The 12,651-nt window shown below is 69.6% G+C and carries 10 protein-coding genes and 2 tRNA genes; 5 read left to right on the forward strand and 7 right to left on the reverse strand.

Annotation, left to right across the window (positions count from 1 at the left end; genetic code table 11):
• Positions 1–46 precede the first annotated feature (46 nt).
• On the reverse strand, positions 47–4,453 hold the full coding sequence (locus ACFUPX_RS28235) for a PAS domain-containing protein (RefSeq protein ID WP_383328518.1): 4,407 nt from the start codon (positions 4,451–4,453) through the stop codon (positions 47–49).
• Between the two features lie 248 nt (positions 4,454–4,701).
• Positions 4,702–5,145: an SSI family serine proteinase inhibitor gene (locus tag ACFUPX_RS28240; protein WP_383328559.1), complete on the reverse strand. Its 444-nt coding sequence runs from the start codon at positions 5,143–5,145 to the stop codon at positions 4,702–4,704.
• Between the two features lie 215 nt (positions 5,146–5,360).
• Here ACFUPX_RS28240 and ACFUPX_RS28245 point away from each other — a divergent pair.
• A tRNA-Ser gene (locus ACFUPX_RS28245) sits at positions 5,361–5,451 on the forward strand.
• Between the two features lie 191 nt (positions 5,452–5,642).
• Positions 5,643–5,715, forward strand: a tRNA-Arg gene (locus ACFUPX_RS28250).
• Positions 5,716–5,991: 276 nt separating this feature from the next.
• Here the strand turns inward: ACFUPX_RS28250 and ACFUPX_RS28255 are convergent.
• Positions 5,992–6,219 (reverse strand): hypothetical protein, encoded by a 228-nt coding sequence (locus ACFUPX_RS28255; RefSeq protein ID WP_383328520.1) that lies wholly within the window; start codon positions 6,217–6,219, stop codon positions 5,992–5,994.
• 355 nt (positions 6,220–6,574) lie between these two features.
• On the opposite strand from ACFUPX_RS28255, the gene ACFUPX_RS28260 reads away from it, so the two are divergent.
• On the forward strand, positions 6,575–7,258 hold the full coding sequence (locus ACFUPX_RS28260; RefSeq protein WP_383328523.1) for a hypothetical protein: 684 nt from the start codon (positions 6,575–6,577) through the stop codon (positions 7,256–7,258).
• A 278-nt stretch (positions 7,259–7,536) separates the two neighbouring features.
• Here ACFUPX_RS28260 and ACFUPX_RS28265 read toward each other — a convergent pair whose 3' ends face one another.
• The 4 genes from ACFUPX_RS28265 to ACFUPX_RS28280 form a co-directional block, all read right to left on the reverse strand.
• The gene (locus ACFUPX_RS28265) at positions 7,537–8,283 is read right to left on the reverse strand and encodes an ATP-binding cassette domain-containing protein (protein WP_383328526.1); all 747 of its coding nucleotides are present in this window, start codon (positions 8,281–8,283) and stop codon (positions 7,537–7,539) included.
• Between the two features lie 15 nt (positions 8,284–8,298).
• Positions 8,299–8,883 carry a hypothetical protein gene (locus tag ACFUPX_RS28270; protein WP_383328529.1) on the reverse strand — a complete coding sequence of 195 codons (585 nt, stop codon included), beginning with the start codon at positions 8,881–8,883 and terminating at the stop codon, positions 8,299–8,301.
• Positions 8,880–10,262, reverse strand: coding sequence for a hypothetical protein (locus ACFUPX_RS28275; RefSeq protein WP_383328532.1), 1,383 nt, complete (start codon positions 10,260–10,262; stop codon positions 8,880–8,882). Before ACFUPX_RS28275 ends, ACFUPX_RS28270 begins: the two co-directional genes overlap by 4 nt.
• 88 nt (positions 10,263–10,350) lie before the next feature.
• Positions 10,351–10,875 (reverse strand): hypothetical protein, encoded by a 525-nt coding sequence (locus ACFUPX_RS28280; RefSeq protein WP_383328535.1) that lies wholly within the window; start codon positions 10,873–10,875, stop codon positions 10,351–10,353.
• Positions 10,876–11,222: 347 nt separating this feature from the next.
• Between ACFUPX_RS28280 and ACFUPX_RS28285 the strand changes: the two genes are divergently transcribed.
• Together ACFUPX_RS28285 and ACFUPX_RS28290 are read left to right on the forward strand one after the other, a co-directional pair.
• Complete coding sequence (locus ACFUPX_RS28285) at positions 11,223–11,450, forward strand: STAS domain-containing protein (protein ID WP_383328538.1); 228 nt, start codon at positions 11,223–11,225, stop codon at positions 11,448–11,450.
• 727 nt (positions 11,451–12,177) lie between these two features.
• A complete protein-coding gene (locus ACFUPX_RS28290; RefSeq protein ID WP_383328541.1) occupies positions 12,178–12,600 on the forward strand; it encodes a hypothetical protein in 423 nt (140 codons plus the stop codon).
• Positions 12,601–12,651: the final 51 nt, after the last annotated feature.

Below are 12,651 nucleotides of genomic sequence, written 5' to 3' on the forward strand. Positions count from 1 at the left end.
ATGCGGTCAGTCAGTTCGTACCGATCTTCTAGTTCGTACCGATCTTCTAATTCGTGCCGATCTTCGCCAGCAGGTCCACGATCCGGCCCTGCACCTCGTCGCTCGTCGAGCGCTCCGCGAGGAACAGCACCGTCTCCCCCGCCGCGAGGCGCGGCAGCTCCGTCTCGTCGACGGCGGCGGTGTAGACGACGAGCGGGGTGCGGTTCAACCGGCCGTTCGCGCGCAGCCAGTCGATGATCCCGGCCCTGCGGCGACGCACCTGCATCAGGTCCATCACCACCAGGTTCGGCCGCATCTGCGCGGCGAGCGTCACCGCGTCCGCGTCGCTCTCGGCCCGCGCGACCTGCATGCCACGCCGTTCCAGCGTCGCCGTCAGGGCGAGCGCGATCTCCTCGTGCTCCTCGATGAGCAGGACGCGCGGCGGGTGCTGCTCGCTGTCGCGGGGCGCGAGGGCCTTCAGGAGTACGGCGGGGTCGGCGCCGTACGCCGCCTCGCGCGTCGCCTGGCCGAGTCCCGCCGTGACGAGCACGGGGACCTCGGCGGCCACGGCGGCCGTGCGCAGCGACTGGAGAGCCGTACGCGTGATCGGGCCGGTCAGCGGGTCCACGAACAGCGCCGCCGGGAAGGCCGCGATCTGGGCGTCGACCTCCTCGCGGGAGTTCACGATGACGGGACGGTAGCCGCGGTCGCTCAGGGCCTGCTGGGTGGTGACGTCGGGCGCGGGCCAGACCAGGAGGCGGCGCGGGTTGTCCAGCGGCTCGGGCGGCAGTTCGTCGTCCATGGGCTGCGGCTGGGGCCGGTTGGCGACCTCGACGGCGCCGCCGGGGCCGTCCAGCGGCTCGGGGCCCTCGTCGGCGTCCTCGTCAGGCGCGCCTATGGCGTACGAGCGCCCTGTGCCCTCCGACGAGGATCCGATACGGGACTGGGGCTGGGCCTGGGGGTGCGGCCGGGCCGCGGTCTCGGGGCGGTCGTCGGCCGCGGGGTCGGGGCGGGTGGAGAGCCTGCGACGGCGCCCGGAGCCGCCGACGGAACCCCCGAGCGAGCCGCCGCCGCCGAGCGTGTGGGACTGGGGCTGGCCAGCGGACGCGGGCTGGGCGGGCTGGGCGGGCTGCGCGGGCGCCTGCTCGGGCAGCGGGCCCGCGGTGGGCTGCGGGGAGTCCGGCGCCGCTGAGGCCGCCCCGGAAGCCTGCTGAGCCTGCTGGGGCTGCTGGGCCTGCTGGGCCGGAGGTGCCTGCGGAGGCGTTTGCGGGGGCGACGGAGGCTGCGGCGCCTGCGGGATCTGCGGATTCTGCGGCGAGGCCGCCGGTGCCTGGCCCTGCTGGAGCCCGCGGCGGCGCTGCTGCTGCTCGGCGATCTGCTGGCCGAACGGCACACCCTGCCCGAGCGTGCGCACGCTGATCGCGCGCCCCTGCGTCGAGTTGGGGTCGCCGGGCGCGGCCTCGGCGGGCAGCGGCTGGGCGGCGCGGGCCTGGGCACCACGCTCGGGCGGGAGCGCGACGCCCCTGCCAGGTGTGTGGACGCCCCGCGCGGGAGTGCCTTCGGCGTACGCGGTGGGCTGCGAGGGAACACCGGCGGGCGGGGTCTCTTGAGCCTGCGCCTGCGCCTGCGCCTGCCCGGCAGCCGTGGGAGCCGCAGCAGGAGCAGGAGCAGAAGCAGAAGCAGGAGCCGCAGGCGCCTCCGCGGCGTCCGGCGCCGGACGCGACCGGCGGCGGCCCGTGGGCGCCTCCGCCGGGTGCGGCTGCGGCGGGGTGTGGTCGTCGGCCGGATGGTGCAGGGCCGCTTCGTGCTGACCCGTGTCGTCCTGGTCAGCCGAAGCGGGCGGCAGTGCGAACACGCGCCCGCTGGGAGCCTCCTCGGCGGCGGCCCGCTCCTTGGCCGCGGCCAGCGCACGGCGGCGCCGCCCCGTCGGCCGGGGCGAGGCCTCGCCCGCGTCACCGGCGGAAGCAACCGAACCGGCGACAGCCACAGCCGTCCCGACCCCGGAGCCGCTGCCTGCGAAACCACTACCTACGGAACCATTACCTGCGGAACCACTGCCCCCAGCACCACTGCCCCCAGCGCCACTGCCCCCAGCACCATTGCCCGAAGGCAGCGCAGGCGGCAACGCCAACTGCTCGTCGTTCCGCCGCGCCCGCTGCCCGGAAGCGGCAGGAGCCACGCCACCGGCGGGAACCGGCACGCCCTGCGGCGGAACCGTCTGCCCCAGAACAGCGGACCCGGCCGCCGCATGCTCGGCGGCGGTCACCACGGAGCCGACAGAACCGGCCGAGCCCTCCGCGGAGCTGGGCCGACCACGCCGCCGCCCGGTCCCGCTCGAAGCCGGTGAACCCTCGGCCGGCGCGGACGCCTCCGAAGCAACCGGCACCTCGCCCGAAGCCGCGCTCTCCCCATCGGACTGAGCCTCGCCGCCCCCGGCACTCCCGGCACTCCCGGCGATCCCGACGTTCCCGGCGGCCCCAGCAGCCTCCGCCGCCCGCCGCCCCCGGCGCCGCCCGGTCCCGCTGGGCGAAGCCCCGCCCTGGGAACCGGCACCGTCGGAGGAATCCGAGCTCTCCAGGAACGAGTCCACCGAGGGCCCGGCAGCCCGCCGGGCCCGTCGCCGCCCGCCACCGGTGGCGGGCGAAGCCTGCGCGGGCACCACTACCGAGGAACCGACGGATCCACCCGCAGCCCCACCAGCACCAGAAGCCTCAGCAACCCCACCTGCCTCACCAGCCTCCGGCGCAACGGAGACTGCCCCGCCCCCCGCACCGATCGGCACTTCAAGAACGTACGCATTGCCGCTCATCCCCGGCACCTCATGCGTCTGCAGCACGCCGCCGTGCGCCCGCACGATGCCCCGGACGATCGGCTCGTGCACCGGGTCTCCCCCGGTGTACGGCCCCCGCACCTCGATGCGGACGACCTCACCGCGCTGTGCGGCGGCCACGACCACGGTCGAGTCCACGTACCCACCGGCGGTCACGGTCGGAGCCGCGCCCGCGCGTGCGTTGCCCGTGGCGTCGATCCCGGCCACGTCGGCGACCAGGTGGGCGAGCGCCGTGGCGAGCCGCCCCGGGTCCACCTCGACCTCGATCGGCGGCGCGTGCACGGCGAACTGGGCGCGTCCAGGCCCGATCAGCTCGATCGCGCCCTCCACGCCGCTCGCGACGACGGCGTCGAGCATGACCTTCACGCAGGACAGCTGGTCTTCGCCCGAGTCGAGCAGTTGGAAGCCCAGGACGTTGTCGACGAGGGTGGTGATGCGGGCGTACCCGGCGGAAAGATGATGAAGGACCTGATTCGCCTCGGGCCACAACTGCCCCGCGTCGTCCGCCGCGAGAGCCGACAGCTCGCGCCGCAGCTCGTCGAGCGGCCCCCGCAGGGAGGACCCGAGCACGGCGAGCAGCTGCTCGTGCCGGGCGGCCAGGGCGTCGTACCGCGCCTTCTCGCGCTCGGCCAGTTCCTCGAACCGGTCCTTCTCGCGCTCGGCGAGCGCCGCGTACCGCTCCTGCTCGGCGGCGACCTCCTCCGCGCGCTGCTCGGCGGCGGCGGCCAGTTCCGCGGCGTGCCGCTCGGTGGCGGCCTTCAGCTCTTCCGTACGCCGCTCGGTCGCTGCCTGCATCTCCTCGGCGTGCTGCGCGATCGCGGCCTCGTGCTCCTCGGCCAGCGCGTCGTAGGGCCGCCGGTCGGTGAACGTCATGACCGCGCCCACGAGCTGGTCGCCGTCCCGCACCGGAGCCGTCGTCAGGTCGACCGCGACCCGGTCGCCGCTCTTGGACCACAGGACCTGACCGCGCACCCGGTGCTTGCGCCCGGAGCGCAGGGTGTCCGCGAGCGGGGACTCCTCGTAGGGGAAGGGCTCGCCGTCGGCGCGGGAGTGGAGCACCAGGTTGTGGAGCTCGTGCCCGCCCAGATCGCTGGCCCGGAAGCCCAGTATCTGAGCGGCGGCCGGATTGACGAGGACGACGCGTCCCTCGGTGTCCGTCCCGACGACGCCTTCGGCGGCGGCGCGCAGGATCATCTCGGTCTGCCGCTGGGAGCGCGCGAGTTCGGCCTCGGTGTCCACCGCGCCCGAAAGGTCGCGTACGACGAGCATGAGCAACTCGTCGCCGGTGTAGCCGTAATTGTCGTACGCGTCCCGGATGTCCTCGAGGTTCGAGCTGGTGACCTCGACGGGGAACTCGCTGCCGTCCGTGCGCCGCGCCATCATCCGCGTCGGCTTGGTCCGCCCGCGCTCGTCGGTGGATTCGGGCCTGCGCATCGATCCGGGAATGAGCCGGGAGTCGAACTCCGGCAACAGATCGAGGAGCCCACGGCCCACGAGGGCGGTGCCCGGCGTCTCGAACGCCTCGAGCGCGATCGCGTTCGCGTTCACGACGGTCCCGTTCGCGTTCACGAGGACCAGCGCGTCCGGGAGCGCGTCGAGTATGGCTGCGAGGCGAGCAGCGCCTCGGGATGGCCTGCTGCTCACGACGACGCTTCCTCCCTGGTTACTGCTGCTTGCCGACTCGCCCAGACCATCTTGCCCCGCGGCCCGCGGCGTGTCACGGGAGGGAGTCTACGGGGAGTGGTTGCGCGCGCGACGCCGGATGAGAGGGAGGTCGCACGCAGAAGATGTGAGGCTTCCGTACCGCCTGGTCACGACGGGGTGGCGGCGGGACGGATTCGGTGGTGGCCGGGAACCGGCCCCGGCCATGGCCAGAAAGGGATCCGCGGGTGCTAGGCGCCGGCCTTGGGCAGTACGGGGACGAGCTTGTCCCACCGGGAGATCTCGCATCCGTTGCTGCGGTCGTACGTCGCGTCGACGGGCCGTCCGTGCCAGGTGCCGGTGATGTGCGCGGTGGCGGGACCGCCGTACTGCATGGTGCAGACGGAGTCGGCCGGCGCTGGCGCGAAGGTGTCGTGGCCCCAGGTGCCCTGGTCGAGCTTCGAGCACGCCTCCTCCGCCTGGGGGTGTGTGCCGCCCGACGGGTGGCATTCCAGCTTGAACGTCCCGTCGTGGCCGTTCCCGCTGTCGGTGACCTTCACCGTGAGCCGGTCGGGGGTCGACTCGGTGATCGGCGTCGACAGGTTCAGGGAGCCCATGTCGGCGTGGGCGACGGCAGGCGCGGCGGACAGCGCGGCGAGGGACGCGGCGGCGGTGAGGACGAGGCGGCGCAGCATGGCGGGGCTCCACTGGGTGCGGGGTACCGGGTACGCGAACACGTACGGGCTCTACCGCGTCTAACGCCGTTGACGCCGCGACGTTGCGGGCGCGGAGAAGCGCTTTGCTCTGCGGGCCGCCCGACTAGTACCGTGGAAGCCGCGATTGGTGACACGCCGCCCGGCTGTGTCATCATCTGCACGCACCCCTCGCGCTCGCGCCTGGAGTGCAAGCTGGAGGCGTCGCCTAGTCCGGTCTATGGCGCCGCACTGCTAATGCGGTTTGGGACTTACATCCCATCGAGGGTTCAAATCCCTCCGCCTCCGCTGCAAGATCCCGGAGCCCCGGTCCACTGGACCGGGGCTCCGGCGTTTCACCGCCGTGAGGCATGTTTCCGCAGGTCGCAAGCGGTGTGGTCAATGGATTTCACATGGCGGCGGCGGTCATGTAATGTTCTTCCTGTCGCCGCGAACGGGCCGAAAGGCCGGGGAGCGAAGACAGAAAACAGAAAAAACAAGCACTCGTAGCTTAACGGATAGAGCATCTGACTACGGATCAGAAGGTTGCAGGTTCGAATCCTGCCGAGTGCACAGCAGACCAGAGGCCCTAGCGGGTAACCGCTAGGGCCTCTGGCTTTTGCGTTGACGGCAACCGTCCTACATGGCGGCGGGTGACCCGGCTGGGCGGAGAAACGAGCAGGCCGCGTGAGACGCCGCCCGCACTCATACGGAGGCATCAGCGGGGAGCTGCGGACCATCCTCGCCGTCGCGATCGTCCTCCTCCGCGTCGACCGGGCCGTGATCGTCATCCGGTATGGGCAGCCGTGTGCCCCTGCTGTCTGCGATCCGCTTCGTGTCGCGCAGGGACTAGCTCATGCAGGACAGCGCGAACCGGAGCTGATCAGCAGTGGCCTTGCCGTCGTCGAGCAGCTCGGCGACATCGCGCAGCAGGTCATCTGCCATGCCGAGCTGAACGGATTCGATGTTGTCCGCCACGCGGGCCAGGTAGCCGTTGCCGTCGCTGGACAGGTAGCAGGGCTTGCCCTCGGGAGTCGACCAGGGAAGCAGCCGTGCCGAGTGCGTCGTGACCGTCATGCCGTCACTTCCGTACCGTGCGGCAGGGTCGGCACTTGAAGTCTCGCGCTAGCTTGGGTCATGTCGTCAACCTCCTGGGTTGATGGCCACGCCCCTGGGCCGTCCATCACGGTCGCGGGGGTCCTTCTTCAGCAAGACCCTGGCGCCGAACACCTGTTGATCCCATCCCATGGCCCTATAGACCGGTCCTATATTGGAGATATGGGAGACACTCCCGAGAACTTGTGGTCCCCCCCCGAAGCTAGTCACGGCGGTCACCAGCGAAGACTGGGGCGCCGTCTTTCGCACGTATCGCAAGCTCACCGGCTTGAGTCAGACGAAGCTCGGGGAGCGGGTAGGTCTCGCCCAGCCCGACGTGTCCGACGTCGAGCGGGAGCGCCGCCGCATCACCTCCGTCGAGGTCCGGCAACGTATCGTGGCCGGGCTCAGGATTCCGGCCGAACTCCAGGACGTAGCAGCAGAGGCAGGCCCGACAGAGATTCCGGTTCCGGGGCTTTCGCTTCCGGGAGCAGCGCCGGATGAGGATCTATTGGCCCTCGTGACGAGCGTGGTCGACTCCTCTCACCGAATCGATGTGGCCACTCTCGATTGGCTGGATCGACTCGGTGAGGCCGACGACGCTCACCGCCTGCTCGATGAGGCACAGGTGCTCATCCGCCGGGCGCCCGAGCACTCCGAGGACGAGCCGGTTTGGATGTACTTCTACGACGAGACGTGGTTCACCCTGCAACGTGGCATGGCGGCACTGCACTTGCGCGACTGGCAGGAAGCCGTGGACCAGATCACGGTCGGGCTCACCGCACTGCCGGACGAGTACCGTCGCGACAAGACCTGGTACCGCGCTTGCCTCGCGCACGCACTCGCCGGGGCCGGGGAGTCCGGGCAAGCCGCGTCAGTGGCAGTGGCGAGCGTCCCCGACGCCGCCGACATCGGGCGTCCGCACTCGTGGAACGAGCTGCACACCACGGCCGCCTTGCTGAAGCGGCGGGGAGCGCGGGAGGGCGCTCAATTGGTTGCCGCCCTCCGTGAGTACGACTGAACTGGTCGTACTGGCCGTCCCTCGATGGCGGCAACCTTGACGGCAACGACGACACACGCAGGCTCGTGGGCGCGAATACCTACGGATCAGAAGGTTGCAGGTTCGAATCCTGCCGAGTGCACAGCAGACCAGCGGCCCCGATGAGCCATCGTCGGGCCGCTGGCTTTTGCGTTGGGGGGTGTGGGGGAGCGGGGTATGGGCGGTGGTTGACGGCCACCGCCCTGGGGTCCCGAAGCAGCCGAGCGCCACGTCACCGGACGGGGCGATCTCCACTCGAACTACATGGCGGAAAAGGTGTGGGTGGAGAGGGCGGTGTACGCCGCTTCGGCCTGTCGACCTGCAGGGGTTTGGGCGGGGGCGTGGTCGAGGAAGTCCCCGGCGGTGCCGGTAAAGGTGATGACGCCTTCGCTGAGAACGGTGACATGGTCGGCCTCTTCGGCGAGGTCGGCGACGTCATGGGTGGACATCAGCACCTGTACCTCGTCGGTGGCGAGGCGGAGGATCAGATCACGGAAGACGCGGCGCTGGGTGGGATCCATGCCGGCGGTGGGTTCGTCGAGGAGCAGAACGCGGGCGTCGTGGACGAGGGCGGAGGCCACGCCGACACGCCGCAGCTGACCGCCGGAGAGCTGTTTGGTCTTCATATCGGCGCGTTCTTCCATCTGTACCCGGCCCAGGGCGGTGGCCGCTGCATCCCAGGCATTTGTGCGGTTCATGCCCTTGAGCCAGCCCGTATAGGCGACTTGTTCGCGGGCGGTGAGGCCTGTCATCGCGGTGATGCTCTGGGGCATCCAGGCGACCTTGGTGCGGTATTCCCGGGTCGTCGAGGCCAGCCGCCCCAGGCGTACGGCGCCGGTGGCGGGTTGGTTGACGCCGGCGGCGAGTTTGAGCAACGTGGATTTTCCGGCGCCGTTGGGGCCGAGCAGGACGGTGAAGCCGTGAGGGGTGGTGTAGGTGAGCTGGTCGAGGATGCGGGGTTTGTTGCGTCCGTACGAGTAGGACACGGAATGGAGTTCAACGAGCATGGGCGGGGCGGCCTTTCAGATGGTGCGGCGGATGCGGGACTGGGCGATGAGGCCGCCGAGGAAGACGATCAGGCAGACGATGAGCGCGGGGAGGTTGGACGGGGCGTGCAGAGTCACGGCCCAGGGCCAGGGACGGTGGTAGTCGGAGTGGCCCAGGAACATGATCGCGAACACCCATCCGACCGGTGCCACTGTGGCGGCCTTGGGGTGCACGGCTTCGGCCAACAACATCAGGCCGGTGAGGAAGGCGGTGTTACGGCCGACCGTGGTGGCCTCGTCGGAACCTGCTGCGGCGCCGATGGCCACCCCGGCCACCGCCACGGCCGATACGCATGTCAGGACTGCGAGCAGGTCGAGGCGGCGCAGGTTCCGGGTGGCCACCACTTCGGCCTCGTCCAGACGCTGGGTGAGGCAGTGGGCGAGAGTGGAAGTGACCAGGAGGGGGATGAGCTGCATGAGGAAGACCTGGTTGGCGCCGGCGGTCAGCATGCCGGGTAGGTCGATGGCCCGATCGTGCGCGAGGGCGACGATGAGGATGCATGCCGCGGTGCCCGGCAGAAGCACGGGGAGCAGGCGGCGGGCCTTGAGCCACCAGATCACGACTTGGTCCCCTGGTCGACGAGGCGGCAGGCCTTGTCCTGTTCTCTGTGGAACCAGGCGGTCTGCTGCTTGGCAGGGAGCTTCGAGGCGTCGTCGGCGCGTTGCGTGACCTTGTTCAGGACCTGGCGGGGGTTCTGGAATGTCCCGCCGTACTCGCCTCTGCGCCATGCCAGATAGGGCCGGTCCGCGTCGATGACCGTGGCGGCCCACAGCATGGCCGCGTCGTGGTTGACGACATAGTCGGCCGAGGGTGCGGAGTCGAAGGAGGAGGGGAAGGCGCAGGGGAAGGTGACGCTGTTGCGTAGGACGGCGTACCGGACGGAGGTCATTCCGCCCCCTGCCTCTCCGGCATGCAGGGAGAGCGGGACCCACCAGGTGGTATTCGACGAGGCTTTGCGGTCTCGGCCGTTGAGGAGACTGTCGGACACGGTGGCGGGCATGCGCACGTCGACTCCCGCGGCACGGAGTTTGGCCGTCGAGGTCACGATCTGTCGGCGTACCTGGTCGAGTTCGTCCACCGCGCCGCCGGTCTCGGCCATGCACACCCGCGGTGCGCTGCCGGTGCAGCGCGCTGCGGCGTGATGGGAGGTTACGGGGCCGTCCGCGATGGCCCAGCCACCTGCTGCATTGGCGCACGTGGTCATGAGCGCGGCGGCTGCCGCTGCGGCGCCGCCGCGTATCGCCCATCGGCCTTGGCCTGTCGTAAGAATCCACCAGACGCCTACCGCCGCTGCCGGCGCCGCGATGAAGAGGAAGGGGATGAGGAGCGTGGCGGCGCCGTATTCCTCGCCGAACCCGAGGGAAGTGTCCGGTTGGCCTGAGACGTGCCTGGGCCACGTCGGGGCGTCGTACTTCACGGTCTCGACGATCACGTAGAACGCGGCGACGGCAGACAAGGGGGCACTGATCATGCGGGGGGTGAACTGTCCGAGGGCGCAGCCGATCACCGCGTACGCGCACACGATGCCCATGGCCATGAAGAGCGGCGCCAGCGCGGCCGGTGTCGGCATGAGCCGGGTTTCGATCAGGCGCATCACCACCGGCAGCAGGAGTACCAGCCAACCGGCGGCGACCACGGGGGCCAGCGTGTGTGCGGCCACGCGGTAGCGGGACCGGCCAGGGGCCAGTTGCCACACTCCGTCCCGCTTCAATCGCCCGCCCTCCCACACGGCGAGCCCGAGGGTGATGGCGTAGGCGAAGGCGTAGAAGTAGGACAGCGCAGCTTCGACCTGTTCGGGTGCCCAAAGCGGACCGTTGACGACTTCCTGGTGGGAGTCCTCGAAGTGCAGGGCGTAGAAGTAGTAGAAACCGATGATCCCGAGCCAGATCGGCGCGGTCCACACGGCTGGGGTGGTGCGCAGTCGGGTGCGAAGGTTCAAGGAAACGAGGCCGCTCTGTGAAGAAATGGGGGAAGCCGGGAAGCGCGTGGGCGCTTCCCGGCTCTGCTTCATGCCACTTCAGCCGTTGCTAGTCGGCCTTCGAGGTGTCGACGTAGACCTTCTTTACGGACAAGGAGGTCCGGCTGTGCTCGGAGTCGTTGTGCTTGGGGATGGTGAAGTAGCGGTTGTCGCCGCTGGAGACGTGCGTGTCCCACTCGCCCCTTGAGGTCTTGCCCGAGCCCTTGAAGCAGTTCGTGAAGCGCTTCGAGCCCAGGCTCTTGTCCAGGCTGAACGGGATGGCCTGATGCAGCTGGACGTGCAGGGACTTGCCCGTGGCGCCGCTCAGGGTGCAGGTGGTGAACTTGATTTCGGTGTAGTCGTTGTCAGACCAGTGACTGGATTCGTGGTTGCTGGGCAGCCAGCCCCCGAGGCTACTGGTGAAGTTCCGGGGTTGGACCTCTCCGCTGTCGGAGGAGGGCAGTTCGAACAGGCCCTCCTCGTCGAGGCTGACGGTGCCCGCGTCGTCGGTGACATCGACGGTGTCACCGGCAGGGTCGGTGTCGTCGGCCGTGGCGGCTGAGGTGAGCAGCGTGGTCGCTGCAAGAGCGCTCACGAGAACTGCGGAGGTGCGGGCAAGTACGCGACGTCTGGGTGTAGCGGTGGTCATGGTGTGAGAAGTCCCCCTCCAGGTAATGGCCTTGGGCACGGTGAAGCTCCCACTTGGGGAGGTGACGATCCTGTGCCCGTTCGATGAAGATCACTCAACCAGAAGGTGTCGTCACCTGCTGTGATGGAGGCCATACCTCCGCACCATCCGTAAGCTATGGCTGGTACAGGTTTGTGAAGATGACTCGAAATACCCGACTCTTCCCGGTCTCCAGGCCAGCAGGGCGGCCCCGGCCCGATGCGTCAACTCGTCACGAAGCGGGCACTTTTGCTGTGGGGGACTAGAAGGAAGCCATGGCGATGGTGCGGGTGGCCTCGCGTCCGGGGGATGTCCGGCGGCTGCTGTTCGATCTGTCCGCCCTCACCTACTGCGACAACACCGGCCTGTTCAGCCTGTTGGGCTCCTGCCAGGTGTTGGACGCGGTCGGTATCCCGGTCGGCATCACCGAGACCGGAACCGTCGCCCGCACGGCCATCGACCGGGCGGGTCTGCGCCACCGGCTGCCGCGCAGAGCTGCGTGATCAAGGCCGCCACTCCTCCTGCCACAGCCAGTGCCCTTCGTACTTCATGGCGAGTGCCTGCAGCTCCAGCAGGCGTCCACTTCGTTGCGGGATCAGGTGGGGCCCCGTGGTCGGCTTCGCGTGCGGCGGCCTCGCTGGTGTGGGCGATGCTCCGGCGTGCGGCGACCTTCTGGTGCATGCGGTGTGGGGTGCGACAGGAGCGCGGGATCCGGTCGACGTGGTGTGGCGTGCGGCAGCCGGAGGGGGCCGGGCCTTGGTTGCCGAGCGCTTTGTCGCGGGGCAGTCGGCTTCGTGGAACAGGTCCGCGGCGGCCTCTTCCTCTTCCAGGCGGGCGTGCACGAAAGCGGCCAGGGCGGTGAGCTGTACGGCAGGCGCCGTGCCGGCGGGCGGAGGGTGCCGGGCGGATCGGACTCCCTCGTCGGTCCGCGCGGCGGCGTACCGAGAGCCACCGCTGTCGGTCGACGCGGGTCGCGGCTGACTACAGCCGCATCTCGACCGCATCGGACTGCATCTGGCGGGCCCTGCCGATCGCCTTGCGGGTCATACGGCGCAGCCGCTCGCAACGCTCGTCGGTGCAGGCGCCGTTGGACCCGACTCGATCGGACCCGACCCATTGGAGCCGACTCGATGTGATCGTCGGCACAGCTGATGCGTTGGTCGGCGGAGTCGCTTATTCCACACATAGCGTGATCAACGACCAAGTAAGTCCTGCTTCATTGGAGGATTGATGCGCAAGTTGTACACGGGGAAGCGCAAGCTCGCGGTCGTAGGGGCGCTGACGGCTATTGCCATCGGTGTGCCGGCTGTGGGCGCGGTCGCGGGGGAGATCAGTGGGAGCAGGCTTCCGTTCTCCATAGCCACCGCGGGCAACAAGGAAGACGGTGACCGCTGGAAGGGCAAGAGCAGTGGTCACGCCAGGGCCTGTGGTGATGTGCCGGTGAACGACACCAGGACGTTCAGCGCGTACATCTACCAGGACAAGAGCTTCCGGCCCGACCCGAAGATCGCCAGCACGTCCCGCAGCTACAAGCAGGCGTTCGGCTGCGGTGGGTACAAGGGCACCAGCACGGGTGGCAAGTACTACACCAAGGCCACCTGGGCCGGGATCCCCGGCAGCCGGGCCTACGGTTACGTGAACGCCCAGAACTGATCAGGAATCACGTGACCACTAGCAAGAGCGCCGCCGCGACCGGCTCCCAGC

This window comes from Streptomyces sp. NPDC057302 (assembly GCF_042667685.1).
Lineage (GTDB): Bacteria > Actinomycetota > Actinomycetes > Streptomycetales > Streptomycetaceae > Streptomyces.

Coding starts and splice junctions, on each gene's coding strand:
- ACFUPX_RS28240 (WP_383328559.1), bottom strand. CDS start 5,145: ATGCTGCGCCGCCTCGTCCTCACCGCCGCCGCGTCCCTCGCCGCGCTG.
- ACFUPX_RS28255 (WP_383328520.1), bottom strand. CDS start 6,219: ATGACGGTCACGACGCACTCGGCACGGCTGCTTCCCTGGTCGACTCCC.
- ACFUPX_RS28290 (WP_383328541.1), top strand. CDS start 12,178: ATGCGCAAGTTGTACACGGGGAAGCGCAAGCTCGCGGTCGTAGGGGCG.
- ACFUPX_RS28265 (WP_383328526.1), bottom strand. CDS start 8,283: ATGCTCGTTGAACTCCATTCCGTGTCCTACTCGTACGGACGCAACAAA.
- ACFUPX_RS28285 (WP_383328538.1), top strand. CDS start 11,223: ATGGCGATGGTGCGGGTGGCCTCGCGTCCGGGGGATGTCCGGCGGCTG.